This window comes from Glaciecola sp. SC05 (assembly GCF_041380235.1).
GTDB lineage: Bacteria > Pseudomonadota > Gammaproteobacteria > Enterobacterales > Alteromonadaceae > Glaciecola.
Map to the genome: position 1 here is coordinate 44,098 of NZ_JBGIYY010000008.1, position 17,060 is coordinate 61,157.

At 44.1% G+C, this 17,060-nt stretch carries 16 protein-coding genes; 13 read left to right on the forward strand and 3 right to left on the reverse strand.

What is annotated here, in order from left to right:
- The first annotated feature begins 47 nt into the window (after positions 1-47).
- On the forward strand, positions 48-1,622 hold the full coding sequence (gene ilvA / locus AB9H30_RS08845) for a threonine ammonia-lyase, biosynthetic (protein WP_371194301.1): 1,575 nt from the start codon (positions 48-50) through the stop codon (positions 1,620-1,622).
- Between the two features lie 117 nt (positions 1,623-1,739).
- Here the strand turns inward: ilvA and plsB are convergent, their stop codons facing one another.
- Positions 1,740-4,178, reverse strand: coding sequence for a glycerol-3-phosphate 1-O-acyltransferase PlsB (gene plsB, locus AB9H30_RS08850; RefSeq protein WP_371194302.1), 2,439 nt, complete (start codon positions 4,176-4,178; stop codon positions 1,740-1,742).
- Positions 4,179-4,327: 149 nt separating this feature from the next.
- On the opposite strand from plsB, the gene lexA reads away from it, so the two are divergent.
- The 5 genes from lexA (at position 4,328) to AB9H30_RS08875 (ending at position 9,687) form a co-directional block, all read left to right on the forward strand.
- Entirely contained in the window at positions 4,328-4,951 is a 624-nt protein-coding gene (gene lexA, locus AB9H30_RS08855) for a transcriptional repressor LexA (protein WP_371194303.1), read from the forward strand.
- A gap of 450 nt (positions 4,952-5,401) precedes the next feature.
- Positions 5,402-6,511 carry a cytochrome c oxidase subunit II gene (coxB, locus tag AB9H30_RS08860; RefSeq protein WP_371194455.1) on the forward strand — a complete coding sequence of 370 codons (1,110 nt, stop codon included), beginning with the start codon at positions 5,402-5,404 and terminating at the stop codon, positions 6,509-6,511.
- 11 nt (positions 6,512-6,522) lie between these two features.
- The gene (gene ctaD, locus AB9H30_RS08865) at positions 6,523-8,133 is read left to right on the forward strand and encodes a cytochrome c oxidase subunit I (protein WP_371194304.1); all 1,611 of its coding nucleotides are present in this window, start codon (positions 6,523-6,525) and stop codon (positions 8,131-8,133) included.
- A 28-nt stretch (positions 8,134-8,161) separates the two neighbouring features.
- On the forward strand, positions 8,162-8,800 hold the full coding sequence (locus tag AB9H30_RS08870; protein WP_371194305.1) for a cytochrome c oxidase assembly protein: 639 nt from the start codon (positions 8,162-8,164) through the stop codon (positions 8,798-8,800).
- Positions 8,801-8,802: 2 nt separating this feature from the next.
- A complete protein-coding gene (locus AB9H30_RS08875) occupies positions 8,803-9,687 on the forward strand; it encodes a cytochrome c oxidase subunit 3 (RefSeq protein WP_371194306.1) in 885 nt (294 codons plus the stop codon).
- 1 nt (position 9,688) lies between these two features.
- Here AB9H30_RS08875 and AB9H30_RS08880 read toward each other — a convergent pair whose 3' ends face one another.
- Complete coding sequence (locus AB9H30_RS08880; protein WP_371194307.1) at positions 9,689-9,898, reverse strand: DUF2909 domain-containing protein; 210 nt, start codon at positions 9,896-9,898, stop codon at positions 9,689-9,691.
- A gap of 30 nt (positions 9,899-9,928) precedes the next feature.
- Here AB9H30_RS08880 and AB9H30_RS08885 point away from each other — a divergent pair, with 30 nt between their 5' ends.
- Genes AB9H30_RS08885 through AB9H30_RS08910 form a run of 6 tightly spaced genes read left to right on the forward strand, consistent with a single transcriptional unit; the run spans position 9,929 to position 14,459 of the window.
- Entirely contained in the window at positions 9,929-10,645 is a 717-nt protein-coding gene (locus AB9H30_RS08885; protein ID WP_371194308.1) for an SURF1 family protein, read from the forward strand.
- 3 nt (positions 10,646-10,648) lie between these two features.
- Complete coding sequence (locus AB9H30_RS08890) at positions 10,649-11,209, forward strand: hypothetical protein (RefSeq protein WP_371194309.1); 561 nt, start codon at positions 10,649-10,651, stop codon at positions 11,207-11,209.
- 20 nt (positions 11,210-11,229) lie between these two features.
- Complete coding sequence (locus AB9H30_RS08895; protein ID WP_371194310.1) at positions 11,230-12,213, forward strand: heme A synthase; 984 nt, start codon at positions 11,230-11,232, stop codon at positions 12,211-12,213.
- Between the two features lie 36 nt (positions 12,214-12,249).
- A complete protein-coding gene (gene cyoE / locus AB9H30_RS08900) occupies positions 12,250-13,146 on the forward strand; it encodes a heme o synthase (RefSeq protein ID WP_371194311.1) in 897 nt (298 codons plus the stop codon).
- A 36-nt stretch (positions 13,147-13,182) separates the two neighbouring features.
- Positions 13,183-13,848, forward strand: coding sequence for an SCO family protein (locus tag AB9H30_RS08905; protein ID WP_371194312.1), 666 nt, complete (start codon positions 13,183-13,185; stop codon positions 13,846-13,848).
- Between the two features lie 11 nt (positions 13,849-13,859).
- Positions 13,860-14,459 (forward strand): GNAT family N-acetyltransferase, encoded by a 600-nt coding sequence (locus AB9H30_RS08910; protein WP_371194313.1) that lies wholly within the window; start codon positions 13,860-13,862, stop codon positions 14,457-14,459.
- A gap of 38 nt (positions 14,460-14,497) precedes the next feature.
- Here AB9H30_RS08910 and AB9H30_RS08915 read toward each other — a convergent pair whose 3' ends face one another.
- Positions 14,498-15,568, reverse strand: coding sequence for a polysaccharide deacetylase family protein (locus AB9H30_RS08915; protein ID WP_371194314.1), 1,071 nt, complete (start codon positions 15,566-15,568; stop codon positions 14,498-14,500).
- Between the two features lie 31 nt (positions 15,569-15,599).
- Between AB9H30_RS08915 and AB9H30_RS08920 the strand changes: the two genes are divergently transcribed.
- On the forward strand, positions 15,600-16,976 hold the full coding sequence (locus AB9H30_RS08920) for an MATE family efflux transporter (protein WP_371194315.1): 1,377 nt from the start codon (positions 15,600-15,602) through the stop codon (positions 16,974-16,976).
- The last annotated feature ends 84 nt before the right edge of the window (positions 16,977-17,060 follow it).

Genomic DNA, 17,060 nt, shown 5'->3' on the forward strand with positions numbered 1-17,060 from the left:
TCTTTTGCTATGGAATAAACTTTTATTAATAAGCGAGCTACCCCTCTGTGCCAAGCGATACTCAAATAAATGCCTCTGTTGCGACCTTAAGTAAGCAAGATTACTTGGTAAAAATTCTGCAAGCGCCAATCTATGATGCGGCGATTGCCACCGATTTAGTGACGATGCCAAGACTGTCGGCGACTCTCGGCAATCAGGTGTATTTAAAGCGCGAAGATCAGCAGCCGGTCAAATCGTTTAAACTCAGAGGGGCATACAACTGCATTGCGCAGCTATCAAAATCCCAGCAAGCTGCGGGCGTAGTAGCTGCTTCTGCTGGTAATCATGCTCAAGGTGTTGCTTATGCCGCGCATCGACTGGGCATTCCTGCGATAATTGTGATGCCTGAAACCACTCCCGAAATCAAAGTTGACGCGGTTAAGCACTTTGGCAAAGATCAAGTGACGGTCGTCCAACACGGCACAAGTTTCGATCAAGCCAGTGAGCGGGCAAAGCTAATTTGCGCCGAAACCGGTATGACCATGATCCCGCCATTTGATCACCCCGATGTAATCGCCGGTCAAGGCACCATTGGTAAAGAAATTTTAGAGCATGTGCACGACTTAGAGTATCTGTTTATTGCGGTAGGCGGCGGTGGATTGGCGGCAGGTATTTCGGTATATGCAAAGCAAATCAACCCAAATATTCGCATTATTGCAGTAGAGTCGGAAGAGTCTGCCTGTTTGCAGGCCGCGCTGGCACAGGGTCATCCGGTTACTCTGCCTAGCGTCGGTATTTTTGCTGACGGCGTAGCGGTTAAAACCATAGGTGAAGAGCCTTTTAGACTGTGTCAGCTTTACGTAGATGAGGTAGTCACTGTTACCAATGACGAAATTTGCACGGCGATTAAAGATATTTTTGACGACACCCGAGTGATTGCCGAGCCTGCTGGTGCCTTATCGATTGCGGCAATGCGGAAATATTGTGCGCAGCACGATCTAAAAGGCGCAAAAATAGCGGGCATTTTATGCGGAGCAAATATTAACTTTCACACCCTTCGCTATGTGTCTGAGCGCTGCGAGCTGGGGGAGCAAAAAGAGGCGGTATTTGCGGTTAAACTAAAAGAACAAAAAGGAGCGTTTAAAGCTTTTTGCGCGACCTTAGGCGGTTTGAATATTTCGGAATTTAACTATCGCTTTGCCACTAATAGCGAGGCGCACATTTTTGTTGGTGTTAAGTTAAAACAGGGCCGAACTGAATTCACCGCGCTTATGCAGCGCTTACATGAAAATGCTTATCAGTGTTTTGATCTGTCAGACAATGAACTTGCCAAGTTGCACGTGCGTCATATGGTTGGTGGGCGCCCACAAACACCGCTAAACGAAACCATTTTTTCATTCTCGTTTCCAGAGTATCCAGGCGCGCTTATGCACTTCTTAAATACTCTGGGTGAGCAGTGGAATATTACTTTATTCCACTACCGTAACCATGGTGCCGCTCAGGGTTTGGTGTTGGTCGGTTTTGATATTGCTTCTGGCGAGAGAGCGCTGTTTAACAAGCATCTAGAAGCCTTAGACTATTCAGCGCAAGAGCATACCGATGACCCCGCGTATCAATTCTTTTTGGCCGCTGATATCCACTAAATTTTCGGGGGCTTGGCAGGCTTTAAAAGATACTCGTCTATCCATCAGATAGCATTGCTTCATGCGCAATAAGGTGCGTTAGGCGAAATCGTTAATACGATTTGCCCATAGTTGGCATTATGTGTGTATTTGCTCTAAATGTTGAATAATTTCAGGCCACACCAGCGGTATAATCGCCCGTTTTAATGCCAAACTGCTCTCAGAAAACGCGAGGTTACCGTCTTCTCGGTTACTTAAATGTTTATTCTCTCTGAGCGCCATCACGAAACTTCCTAGCACATTTTTGTCATAAAACTCTGGTGAGTGCATGCCAAACAGTGCAGACAATCGCTCGGCGATGGTTTGACTTTGTTTTTCGAGTTGTGAACGGCCAATGATTTTCTCGGTTTCTAAGACATGCAAAACGGTCGCATAACGCTGCAGCGTCTCTTGCATTGTGCGACTGAGCAGCCAAGCTGAATGGAACTTTTCAGCCGTAGCAACTGGTGGTGATAAGTAGTCACCTTGCTGTTTGAGTAAACCAACAGATGCCATATAGTCGACTAAATGCTCCACATACTCGATTGCTTGTTCATTGCTGTGATGCAAAAAGAACTCGCGTTTTAGCAGTGGATAAAGGGTCTGCACGAGGCTTATCAATTCGCTTTTTTCAAGCTGTTTATGCGCAAACACCGCGGTCATAACAAGGCCTGGAATCGCGAACATATGCAGAATATTGTTGCGATAAAAAGTTAATAGCAGACCATTATCATCTTTTGGTGACACCATCGATCCATAGGTATCTTGGCTTTGTTCAAAGCGATTTAAGGCTAGCGTGCGATCTACCAATGCATCAGCAGGTTCGTCTGGTAAGGTCGAGTCTTGACTGAACTTGACCTGGGTAAAAAGTTGTAAGTAGTCATTAATGGATTCGACTAATGCTTTTTTACTTACAATCTGTGTTTTAGAAGACAGTAAGCATAACGCCACCATCGCTGAGCCATTAAGTGCTGCTGCGCGATTAATTCTCGTCATGATTTTATCAGCCAGCGAATTTACGACGGGGGTCAACCACTTTGGCTTTTTGTCATCAAGGGCTTTTTGTTCACGCCAGTCGCTAACCGACTCATCTAAAAAGTTGCTAAGCTGAATTGGCTCACCGAAATTAACAAAACCATGTCCATAGTTTTTAAGCTTACGAATAGCCGAAAATACTTGAGTAGGGGACTCTTTCTTTTTTGACTTTCCCTTTAGCTCTTTCATATAGCTTTTTACTTCCATCACGTGCTCATAGCCAATGTAAACCGGCACAATCGAGACTGGACGTTTGATACCCTTGGTCATAGCTTGCAAAGTCATCGCAAGCATTCCGGTTTTTGGCGGAAGTAGTCTCCCTGTTCGGCTGCGGCCACCTTCTGGGAAGTACTTCACCGAATAGCCTTTGTTAAAGAGTAGCTCGAGATACTCTCTAAATACCGCGGTGTAGAGTTTATTGCCTGCAAAACTCCGCCTTAAAAAGAAAGCCCCGCAGCGCCTGAAAATTCCGCCTACAGGCCAAAAATTAAGGTTAATGCCGGCCGCAATGTGCGGCGTCACCAAGCCCTCGTTATAAATCACGTAGGTAAGCAATAAATAATCCATGTGACTTCTATGACAGGGCACGTAAATTATCTCATGCCCGTTTTTTGCTAACTCTCTGACGCGCTCTGCATGACTGACATCAATACCATCATAAATTTTATTCCAAATTCGTCTGAGTAGTCTGTCGCCAATACGAATGAGGCCCTCTCGATAGTCGGCGGCCACTTCGTCGATATATTTCAGTGCCTCATGACGACAAGCTTCTGGGCTGATAGATTTTTGTCTCGCGTGTTCGTCTATTGCAAGTTTGACTGAAGTAGCGCCTAAAATTGAGTTATATAAGGTTTGTCGCTCGAGCAAGGTAGGGCCACTGAGGGTTTGTCGCTTACGCTGAAAATGCGTCCGCGCCACGCGCACTAGTTTTTGCGCTATCTGTTTGTCGCTGCCATGCAGTTCAGACATTTGTCGCGTAGACACCGGAGCTGAGTAGCTAACGAAGTTGTCTCGCCCAAAAAACAGCACAATAAAAAGCTTTCGGAGCCAGTTTGGAGATGCTTTGATGGCAAATAGCTGTGCAAAGCCGCTTTTTTCTTTACCAGCAGAGCGTCCCCAAGAGATAAACACGGGGATCACCTGTAAATCAATGTCGAGGTGCTCTCTGTGTAAGTGAAAGTATTCTGTAAAAACATCTTCAATGCTGGTTTTTTTAACCCTGCGGGTTAATAAGTTTTGAGGGCGTGTTAGGAAGTAACGTCGTTTGCGCTCAGCGCCAGCGATCTCTATATTTTCAAATGGATTGGGCAAATCTAGGGCTCGGGCCGACTTGGCCAGAGCTAACTGATCGGTAAAGGATTCGGTTTGCAATAAATACACAATAGGTTTCGTTTTATCGATACCTAACTCTTTTTCAATATCCGCAGGCACGCTTTTTACTGAAACTAACCAGCCTATGGCTTTAGATGCTAACCAACGAAAAGCAGAACCAATCTGTGACATGCGCACTCCGAATCAAAGTAAGGCTTAAATATTAACATGCTTTCAGGTACTTATGCCTAGCTTTAAAAAGCAATTATTAAATTAAGAGTATTGCGCTTTGCCAATTAAAGGATATACTCCAACTAACTGTATAGAAAAACAGGCTGGTTATGCGTCCACTAACTCCTAGGCAAGAAGAAGTACTCAAACTCATAAAAACAACCATGATTGATACTGGTATGCCGCCTACTCGTGCAGAAATTGCGAGAGAGCTCGGTTTCAAATCTGCAAACGCCGCTGAAGAACATCTCAAGGCATTGGCGAAGAAGAATGTGATCGAAATCCTACCGGGAACGTCTCGTGGGATAAAGCTCAACTGTCCACTAGAAGACGAAATTGAGCAAGGTATTCCCCTCATTGGTCGGGTGGCAGCAGGTCAACCTATCCTTGCTCAGGAACACATCGACTCGCACTATAAAGTTGACCCAGCAATGTTTCACCCTGGTGCTGACTTTCTGTTAAGAGTTAACGGTATGAGTATGATGAAAATTGGGATAATGGATGGCGATCTATTAGCTGTGCACAAAACTAATAATGTCAGAAACGGCCAAATTGTGGTTGCTAGAATAGATGATGACGTCACCGTAAAACGCTTCGAGAAGAAAGGGCCGCTGGTGATATTGCATGCTGAAAATGACGATTTCTCACCAATAGAAGTCGATCTGCGGACACAATATTTCGAGATAGAAGGGCTTGCAGTAGGCGTTATTAGAGATAACGTAAATTTAAATTAAGACCGCAAAAAAAAGGGCAGTTTCTTCTCAGGAAACTGCCCTTTTTTCTCCTAAAATGATACAAATTTAAGCCATAAACCACCTGAAATTCGCAGAAAAATCTGCTGCCTTTTCTATGTTTTTACAAAAGCTTGCTTGCAAGTTACGTACAACAATATTCACGGCAAATTGGTGATTATTTACGCTCAAAACTTCCATTTGATTAAAAAATAAGCTAACTATTAGTAAATACGAACTGTTTGTATGGTTTTTCTCCAAAAAGTACTAGACGTATCCTTCGGATTGATTAATCATTAGCGAGTTATTCACATTCTAATAACATCGGACGTAGAATTTCTGATTTTGTCTAGAAAAATAACTGGCAAAACAGAACTCGTATTAAGAATACGTCAACCTCAATTTTGGGAGTCAAGTGTGAAGTCGCTGCAAATTACTTTAAGTGCTCTATTGATGAGTGCGCCCATGATGGTACTAGCCACTAGTGCATCAGAGAGATCCGATCTTAACCTTCGCCCTGGCGTGACAGATATCAGCCAAGAAGTTTATGGCCTGCATATGATGATGTTTTACATCTGTATCGCGATTGCGGTCATCGTATTTGGTGTAATGTTTTACTCAATGGTAAAGCACCGTAAATCGAAAGGTGCTAAACCTGCACATTTCCATGACAACGTAAAAGTTGAGATTGCTTGGACGGTAGTGCCGTTTTTGATACTGATTGCAATGGCTGTGCCTGCTGCCAATACTTTGATTGAGATGGAAGATGCATCTAAAGCTGACATTACCGTGCTGGTGACAGGTTCCCAGTGGAAATGGCACTATAAGTATATGGATAATGATGTGGAATTCTTTTCCACCATGGCAACCCAACAAGAGCAAATCCGCAACAAATTTACAAAAGGTGAGAACTACCTACTAGAGGTTGATCGCCCTTTGGTTATTCCTACCGGAAAAAAAGTACGCTTTTTAATTACTTCTGATGACGTTATACATTCATGGTGGGTGCCAGACTTTGCAGTGAAAAAAGATGCAAACCCTGGATTTATAAACGAGGCATGGACTAATGTAAACGTGCCAGGGGTTTACCGCGGCCAATGTGCAGAGCTATGCGGAAAGGATCATGGCTTCATGCCCATCGTAGTTATTGCAAAAGATCCAGTTGACTACGCTGCCTGGATTGACGAGCAAGAAGCGATTGCTTTAAGAGCAAAAGAAGAAGAGCAACGTTTGTTGGCGATGAATATGTCAATGGAAGAACTAATGGCTGATGGCAAAAGAGTACATGAAGCGGTTTGCGCTGCATGTCATATGCCTAACGGCGAAGGCCTAGCTGGCGTATTCCCAGCAATTAAAGGTTCTTCAATTGCATTAAATGACAAGCCTGCACACATCGATATCATTGTGTACGGTAAAGCTGGCACTGCCATGCAGTCATTCGCGAAACAGCTCACCATGTCAGAGATTGCTGCGGTCGTTACATACCAACGTAATGCTTGGGGTAACAACACTGGCGATATGGTACAAGCAAAAGATGTTAACGCCATTATGAATGGCAACTAGGAGATAATTAGATGTCGACGGTAACAGATACTGCACACGGCGCCGATTCACATGATGGTCATGACGATCATCATCACCACATCCCGAAAGGGCTGATGAGATGGGTGCTCACCACAAACCATAAAGATATAGGTACTTTGTATCTGTGGTTTGCGTTTATTATGTTCTTGGTAGGCGGCGCAATGGCTATGGTCATTCGTGCTGAATTATTCCAGCCGGGTTTACAAATCGTTGAACCTAATTTCTTTAATCAGATGACCACCGTGCATGGACTGATAATGGTTTTTGGTGCAGTTATGCCGGCCTTTACAGGACTTGCGAACTGGTTGATCCCCATGATGATTGGGGCGCCAGATATGGCATTGCCACGCATGAATAACTGGAGCTTCTGGATTTTACCGTTTGCTTTCGCTATTTTGTTGGGTTCATTGTTTGTTGAAGGTGGCGGACCAGCCTTTGGTTGGACGTTCTACGCGCCATTATCAACAACGTATAGCGGAGACAGTACGGCGCTATTTGTATTCTCTGTGCATATTATGGGGATCAGTTCAATCATGGGCGCGATCAACGTTGTTGTAACCATATTCAATATGCGTGCGCCTGGTATGACTTACATGAAGATGCCGTTGTTCGTGTGGACTTGGTTAATTACTGCCTTCTTGTTGATAGCAGTCATGCCAGTGCTTGCGGGTGTGGTAACCATGGTGCTTACCGATAAGTACTTTGGCACCAGCTTCTTCGACGCTGCCGGCGGTGGTGATCCAGTGCTGTTTCAGCACATATTCTGGTTCTTCGGTCATCCTGAAGTTTACATCATGATTTTGCCGGCCTTTGGTATCATCTCTGAAATTGTCCCAACGTTCTCTCGTAAAAGGCTGTTTGGCTACGCTTCTATGGTCTACGCGACAGCGTCGATTGCATTATTATCGTTTATTGTATGGGCTCACCATATGTTTACTACGGGTATGCCGGTGGTCGCTGAGATGTTCTTTATGATAGCGACGATGATCATTGCCGTACCGACGGGTGTGAAGGTATTTAACTGGGTAGCGACGATGTGGAGAGGCAGTATTTCTTTCGAAGTCCCAATGCTTTTTGCTATCGCATTTATCGTTCTATTCACCATTGGTGGCCTGTCAGGATTAATGCTCGCCATTGTGCCAGTAGATTTCCAATATCATGACACGTATTTTGTGGTAGCTCATTTCCACTATGTACTGGTGACTGGTGCTATCTTCTCGATCATGGCTGCCGTGTATTTCTGGCTACCGAAGTGGACTGGTCGTATGTTCGACATTCCATTAGCAAAAGCACACTTCTGGTGTTCATTAGTTTCAGTTAACTTATTGTTCTTCCCTATGCATTTTGTAGGGCTAGCCGGCATGCCTCGTCGTATACCTGATTATGCTTTGCAGTTTGCTGACTTTAACAAATGGATAAGCATCGGCGGATTTGCGTTTGGTTTATCGCAATTAATCTTCCTAGTGTTGGTCATAAAAGCATGTCGTAAACAAGGTGACAAAGTTTCCTCACAAGTGTGGGATGGAGCTAATGGCCTAGAATGGGAAATTCCTTCTCCAGCGCCTTATCACACCTTTGAAACACCGCCTGTTATCAAATAGACAATAGACAATAGGCAAGAGGAAATTTATGTCAGATGACAAGCAAGCACCTTTAAATCGTCAGAGCGCAACTAGCGCTCCTGACGATGGTGTTGTGCAAGCGCCTCAAAACCATGGCAAAACTGTTGCGAAGCTGTTGATGGTGGTCTTGGGTATGTTTGGGTTTGGGTTTGCCTTGGTCCCGTTGTATGACGTATTTTGCGATATTACCGGCATTAATGGTAAGCCAAGCGACCAAGCAGCAGTTTATGAATCTATAGACATTGATACGTCTCGAGTCATTACGGTCGATTTTATTACTCGCACTAACTCGGGAATGCCTTGGGAATTTACGGCGCAAACAAAGCGCGTTGAAATCCACCCTGGCGAAATGAGTGAAGTTGCATTTTTTGTCAGAAACCCAACCAAAAGAGATATTATTGCACAAGCAATACCTTCTATATCACCGGGCATGGCGGCACTTTATATCAATAAAACGGAATGCTTTTGTTTTAAGCATCAACCCCTAAAAGCGGGGGATGAAGCGCTTATGCCAATGAATTTCTATATTGACCCGCAACTACCTGAAGATATTACTTTTTTTACCTTGCAATACACATTGTATGACATCACCGAAAATGCTGACGAAGCAGAAGTAGTGGCGATGAATAGCAGCCTACGGAGATAAGCATGGCTCAACCACAAGAACAATATCAAAAATACTATGTACCCGAACAAAGCGTGTGGCCAATTGTTGGCGCGGTAGCGTTATTTTTAATCGCGGTTGGCGCGGGCAACTTTGTTGTTGAAGTGACTCGCGACAAGTCGGGTATAGGCGGATACATTTTGCTTGCTGGCTTGGTCATGCTCACGGTAATGGTAGTGGGCTGGTTCAAGAACCAAATAGACGAATCTATGAGTGGCTTATATAGCGCGCAGTTAGGTAGGTCTTATCGCCAGGGTATGGCGTGGTTTATATTTTCAGAAGTGATGTTTTTTGCTGCCTTCTTTGGCGCCTTGTACTATGCCCGATTTATTGCGGTGCCATGGCTAGGAGGGGCTTCAAACAACGCAATGACTAATGAAGTACTATGGCCAGCATTCGAAGCAATGTGGCCGCTAGTTGCTACGCCAGGTGGCACTGAAACAACTGCGATGGGCTGGGGCCTGCCCCTAATGAACACCATTATCTTACTAATATCATCAGTTACTCTGCACTATGCTCATACTGGGCTAGAGGGTAACAAGCGCAAGCAGTTAGCTGTAATGCTTGGTATAACGATCTTATTGGGCGTTATTTTCCTAGGTTTACAAGGCTATGAATATGTTCACGCGTATCGTGATCTTGGGTTGACTTTACAATCGGGAGTTTATGGAAACACATTCTTCTTGTTGACCGGGTTCCATGGTTTGCATGTGACCTTAGGTACGATAATCTTGATCGTATTGTTTGCTCGTATCATGAAGGGGCATTTTACGCCTAAAGAGCATTTTGCGTTCGAAGCCGGCGTATGGTACTGGCATTTTGTTGATGTAGTCTGGGTCTTACTGTTTTTCGTGGTTTATATCATATAGATTAATAAGGTCGTGGGTTTGGTGTAATTACACCAGTGGCAATGGCTATCAGAATCAACACGACGATGATAACCGATGCCAGAACCCTGCGGCCTATAAATTTACTCATAGGTTCAGTCTTCTCGCCTTTCAGCATAACTTTCATCGCTTTAAACAAGTTAAAAATCATAAATACGAGCAATGCTCCAATGGTGATTTTTATCGCTAACATAGTAAACATTCCTAAAGGTGGACAACTAGCATGCTCTTTCGCAGTGCAAACAAGCTAAGTATTTTATTTACCTTAATAGCTATCGCTTGTATTGTCATTATGTTTTTCTTAGGATTTTGGCAGCTAGATCGCAAGTATCAAAAAGAAGATCGACTTGCGCAAATAGAGCAACGCAAAGCTGCAAATCCAATGTTGGTTCAAGAAGTCGCTGACAATCCAGAAGACTTTGTTGATTTTCCATTACTTGTTACGGGTAATCCGAGTAATCAGACTTTTTTCGTTGATAATCGTCTAAAAAATGGCATGGCAGGATATGAGGTATTGATACCTGTTGAAACAAACTACGGTGCGGTGCTAATCAATCTAGGCTGGGTCCCGGGTACCGGAAGCCGGGCTGAATTACCAACAGTTACGCTCCCAAATAGCAATGAGTTTGAAGGCGTATTATACGTACCTAGTGATAATGTCATGATCAGTGAGACCAACTTTAATTACGGAAGCTTTCCGGTGCTGATTCAGCAAATCGATTTTGACGAGATCGCAAAGCATTTAGGCAAGGAGGTCTTGCCATTTACGGTTCGGTTATCACCAGACCAAAATTTAGATTTCTTACGAGAATGGCAAGTGGTAGTTATGGAGCCTGAGCGACACTTAGGATATGCTATCCAATGGTTTGGGCTTGGTATAGCGGCTCTTACTATATTTTTACTTACCATATTAAAATCAATGCAAGGACGTCAGGACTAGACTATGTCGATAAAAAACAATAATAAAATGGCTCTTATTCTACTGGTGGTTGTGTTTGTTGTGCCCGTTATTATGGCTAAATTTGCTTTAGAATATAATTGGTTTAATAAAGCTTCGACTAACCGAGGGGAGTTGCTCGATCCTACTATCGTCGCCGCTGACTTATTGGAAGATGCTGAGAAGAAGTGGCATTTTTTATATATCATTCCTGAACAATGTGACCAAGCTTGTGAAAACGCAATTTATAGTGTCAGCCAAGTCAAAACGGCAATAGGCCGTGAGGCCGACAGGGTAAATGCAGTATTTATCGCAACAGCAAAAAGTGATCAAAGCGCACTTGAGAAGATAGCAGGACTAAGTGACACGCAAGTGTTACATAAAGAACAAGAAAATGTGAATAAAGTATTTAAAGATGTGCCTGTAAATGCTATTTTCATCGCAGATACATTGAACAATATTGTGCTTAAATATCCGAATACGCCTGACGAAGAGCAAGCGATTATGGATAGTCGCGATATGCTGGCAGATATGAAAAAACTGCTAAAGCTTTCGCGAATAGGTTAGGCCAGAGGAAGTAAATAAATATGAAAAAACTGGTGCTAATAAGCATATTTTTGGCTTTAGTCGTTATCGTCTTAGGTGCATACACTCGTCTTACCGACGCTGGTCTAGGCTGCCCCGACTGGCCAGGTTGTTATGGCCATGTGCTAGTTCCCCAAGCTGAACATCACGTTGATGCCGCTAACCAAGCCTTCCCCGAACGTCCAGTAGAAGCTGAAAAAGCATGGAATGAAATGATCCACCGCTACTTTGCGGCAGCATTGGGTTTTATTATTTTGTTGGTGGCGATTGCCGCTATTGTTAATCGCGCAAAAGGCAAAGCGATGCCTTTTAAACTCCCGATACTACTGTTGTTGCTAGTGAGCTTTCAGGGCATGCTAGGAATGTGGACGGTAACGCTCAACTTGTTGCCGGCAGTAGTTATGGCTCATTTACTCGGTGGCTTTACAGTGCTTTCGTGTCTGTTTCTGCTGTATTTACGCATGACTCCTTATCGAATTCCAGGTGGCGATCCGCAAATTAGACATTTGGCAAAATTTGCTGTCATCGGTATCGTCATCGTAGTGTGGCAGATTGCCTTAGGTGGCTGGACATCAGCAAACTATGCCTCTCTTGCCTGCACTGGCCTGCCTATTTGTGAAGGAGATTGGGTCTCTCGCTTAGATTTTGCCGGTGCATTTTCGATTCCTGCGGCCGAAAGTTATGAATATGGTGTTCACACATACGAAGAGCGTGTAACTATGCATGTTATGCATAGATTTGGTGCTATAATCACGGTCGCTTATTTGTGTTGGTTAGCATTTGCAATATTCAAACGTGCTAGCTCGGCCCTAATGAAAAAGTTAACAACGCTAATGTTAATAGTCTTAGCCGTACAAGTAGGTTTAGGCGTGAGTAATGTTGTATTCATGCTGCCGCTTACCGTCGCCACTATGCACAATGCGGTTGCAGCATGCTTGCTGTTAGTTATGATTCTTCTTACATACACCATGTATCGGAAGTATTGACCATGAATGTTCGATTTTGTATGCAAGGAGAGGTACGTGAGTAAATCAGTTGCGGCTTCGGAAAAACTAGAGACAAGCGCTACATGGCGTGATTATTATGAATTAACAAAACCCCGTGTAGTTATGCTCCTACTTTTGACCGCGCTCGTCGGAATGTGTTTAGCCACTGACACTTGGGTAGATCCAGTTATATTTATAGCGGGCATGTTAGGTATCGGTCTTTTATCTTCTGCGGCGGCCGTAGTTAACCATGTTGTTGACTATCGAATCGATAGCATCATGGCGCGTACGTTTAATCGTCCAGTGGCAAGAGGAAAAGTGTCGGTTAAACGTGCTTTGACATTTGCCCTTACCTTGGGCGTGGTTGGTTTTATCGCTTTAGCCGTATTTGTTAATATGCTCACGGCGTGGCTTACCTTAGCCGGGCTATTTGGTTATGCGGTGGTATACACCATGTACCTCAAGCGCGCTACACCTCAAAATATCGTGATTGGCGGTCTAGCGGGAGCTGCACCGCCCCTGTTAGGCTGGACCGCAGTAACCGGCGAAATTCATGCATATGGCTTGTTATTGGTGTTGATCGTATTTACTTGGACTCCTCCGCATTTTTGGGCATTAGCCATACATCGCGAAAAAGACTATGCGAAAGCAAAAATTCCAATGTTGCCGAACACCCACGGTGTTGAATTCACAAAAACCTGCATTGTTTTGTACACCCTTTTGTTATGCGCAGTGTGTTTGCTTCCATACTTAACTGGCATGAGCGGCGGTTTATACTTGTTAGGGTCTTCTATTCTTAATGCATACTTCATGTTTATGGCACTTAAGTTAAAATTTAAGCCAGAGCCAAGCACCGCAATGGATACTTTTAAGTTTTCGATACTGCATTTAATGCTGTTATTTGTGCTATTGCTCCTAGACCATTATATTTAACGTATTCACTTATAATCCGTAAAGGTAGAGATTTCAATGCAACAAAAATGGGTAGCGTTAATTGCGGTTTTATCATTGGCCTTAGGTGTATATTTAGCCTTAACGATCGCTCCGCCCAGCATCGATACAGATGAACCCCCTCTTTCTGCACAAACCCAATATCTAAATTGGTATCCGCAAGCCCGAGCGCTGTCAGAATTTGAGTTATCCAAGCATGACGGTACTAAGATGACAAATAAAGACTTACAGGGTCAATGGACCCTAGCGTTTGTTGGCTATACCTTTTGCCCTGATATTTGTCCGGTAACACTGGCTGAACTTAACAATATTTATCCGCAATTGCAGAAAGGAGTAAGCAATACCCCTCTCAAAGTATGGTTTCTATCAGTCGATCCAGACAGAGACACGGTTGAACGCCTAAACGAGTATGTAAACTACTTTAACCCAGACTTCGTGGCGACCACTGGACCACACACACAGTTGTTTCCCTTAGTGCGCAGTATGGGGATGATGTATGCAATATCTGAAAGCACCGATAACCCAAACTACCTAGTCGATCACAGCGCATCAGTTGTGGTGATAAACCCTCAGGGCAATATCGTTGGTCGCTTTAAACCGGAACACACGCCAGGCGAAATGTCGATCAGTGACGTAGATCATATACTGGCAGATATGCCGATCTTGCTTTCTTCTGGAAGCTAAGTACCTCAACAATGTTAGAAATTAGGGCCGGTAAAGTGCAAGATGCTCAGGCCTTAGCGCCCTTAGTATTGCTTTCAGCCACACAGCTACTGCCCTTTATCTTTGGTTCACGTCAACAGGCGCTGTCTTACCTGTTGCAAGCATCAGCGCAAGAAGATGGTCAATATAGTGCAAGTCGTCACTTTGTTGCCGTTGAGGGCGAGGATGTAATTGCCTGTATGAGCTTGTGGCATGACTCGATGCCACTGGCGTTTCAGCAGTCTACGGTTAAAAGTCTAAGCGACTTTTTAAGTGCAAGCCAATTAAGCCATATCATTAGCATCAACAAGCGCCTTGCTACCCTGTTTTTAGCGCCTCAGACCGATGAGCTTTGTGTGGGGCATTTAGCAGTTGATAAGGCATGGCAGGGTAAACAAGTAGCTAGCAAATTAGTGGCACATGCAATTACTCAGGCAAAAGCAATGGGTAAGAGCAAACTGGTCCTAGACGTCGACATGAGTAATCAAAGCGCCATTAGATTTTACCAAAAGTGGGATTTTATGCCCAAGCACTCTCAAGAGTTTGAGCCCACAGGTCAGTGCTTTTTGCGTATGCAGCGATACATCCTTTAGGCTCTATCCTGAACAGATAGCTTTCTTTAAAAACCAATTTAATCTAAAAATATGCCTTTTTCAGTGGGCGTAAAAAACGCTACGGAATGCCAATAAAAGCGGCCCTTTCTACTTTTACTGGGCGCGGTGCAGTTTATCCTGACGCGTCCTGGGGTGAATGTGTGCTCAAGCTCGATCTGCATTATATTGTTGCTAACATTTGGAACAATTCGTTCACCTTTAAAAAAACAAGCAAGTTGTTGCTGGTTTAGGTCAGTATTGTTTCCATCGAGGGATAGTGAAAAATCCGTCATTACGTCGCCCGGACTGCGCTGATGACCGCTTGGACTGTGACTAATAACCGGCATAGCAATAGAGGACATCTTAACTTTTAGAGTGTCAATGTTGGCATATCTGCCAGCAGCAGGGAAACGAGGCAAGGCGTTGAACTGACTATGCTTAGCTACCGCGCCAGACTGCTGTCCAAATGCGATATAACCTGCCTCGCTTAGTGCTTTTTGTAACTGAGTATTAAACTCACCGTAAGGATAAGCCAGCCATTTATAGCTATAGCCGAGCTGCTCCAAAAGTTGTTGCTCAGCGTCTTCAATGTTCGCCATCACCCTGCTTAACCACTGATTTTCATTTTCGTTTGAAAGGCGCTGTAAAAGATGTAGATGGTCAAGAGTATGGTTAGCAAAATCAGCCAATGGCTGCATTTGTTTGACTTGTTGCCATGTCATTTGATCACCCAGCGTGTTAATGCTAGAAGGATTGATAAAAACCGTATAGGCAAAGCCGAACTCCATCAATATAGGATGAGCGTTTGTAAGTATATTTTCATAGCCGTCATCAAAGGTAATGCTGATTGCGTTTTCTGGCAGCGGACGATTGTTTTGAATCGCCGCTATCGCGTCTTTTAAGCGCACGACCTGATGATGTTCGCTTAGATACTGCATATGTTGTCTAAACGTTTCTGGCGTAACAGAAGTTGCAGCCGGGGTATTATTGGCGACATGGTGATATTGCAAAATCACTACCTGAGGTGGCAGTTGTTTCTGTGCAAGGGCATAATGTGGCTTGCTAAGCCAAACAAGAGCAAAACAGACCAGCATGACTACATTTTTCACATTTATCTCCAACAAGGTTATGCCCCGCTAAATGCAAAACGTGCTGCAAGACCGTCGGGGCCATATTCAACTACTCAGCATAGCTGTGCCGCTTATTTTAGCAAACATCACGACACCGTTGTTAGGTTTAGTTGATACTGCAATTTTAGGACGCATGGATGGACTACACTTTTTGGCAGGCGCGGCTATCGGTTCTCTGATCCTAACTCAGCTCTACTGGGTTTGCGGTTTTGTCAAAATGTCGATGACTGGCTTAAGCGCACAAAGCCGCGCAAAAGACATCTTAGATCGAACGAGAACCTTGATACAGGGCTGTGCTCTAGCCTTGGTGCTAGGGTTATTGATATTACTGCTGCAGGCGCCCTTTTTAAATGCTGGCTTATGGTTTGCTCAAGTCGAGCCAGAGGTGGTTCAAAGCACCCAACAATATTTTTATGTGAGAGTCTGGGGGGCGCCGGCAGCCTTGGTCAATCTTGCGATCATCGGATGGTTAATTGGTCAGCAAAAAAGTCGACTAATTTTAGCTCTCCAAGTTGCAGTCAACTTCATCAATATTGTAGCAAGCTACAGCTTCGTATATCTGTTCGATATGGGGGTAGAAGGTGTGGCAGCCGGGACATTAGTTGCCGAGTACAGCATGACCTTGCTGGCACTATATTGGATAAACCGTCACTACTTGCGCCTGACAGCTGTGAAGTCTTGGTTCTATTTACATGCATTAGCGCCCCTATTGTCACTAAACTCAGATATGCTAGTTCGTAACTTAGCGCTGCAATTTACCCTAGCATTTGTAACTCTAAAAGGCGCTCAATTTGGTACCCAAGCGGCAGCAATCAATGCCGTGTTAATGCAGTTTTTCGCTTTAATTGCCTTAGGTCTCGACGGCATTGCCAATGCCGTTGAGGCACTAGTTGGCGAGGTAAAAGGTAAAAACGACAGCGAACGCAGTTTGGCAGATGCAAAACAAGCATTACTGTTAGAGGATGTTCAAAAGCGCCTTGCCCAGCAGCACAGTCTTCGTCATCAAGTTTTACTGGGTATTATTTGGTCGAGTATCACCGCACTGTTTTATACGCTAATATTTTGGCTATTTGTTGAGTCGATATTGAGCCTATTAACCAATCAACAAGTGCTAATAGACGCTACGATGAATTATGTGTGGCTTATTCTGTTGCTGCCAATTGTGGCTCACTGGTGCTTTTTATTCGATGGTGTATATGTTGGTTTAACGCAGGGTAAAACCATGCGCAATAATATGTTGGTTAGTACCTTAATAGTATTTTTACCCAGCTATTTTTTCCTCTCAGAATATGGCAATCAAGCTTTGTGGATGGCCCTACTCGGGTTTTTAGCCGCTAGAGGCTTGGGTTTGGGTGTCCATTTTTATACAGTTGTACTTCGGCGGTAGCCCGTTTAAAACGGCTTTATTATGAATACAATAAATGGGTGCTAGCAAAGAATGTATATGAAAAAGGCTACCTTTCAAACGGTA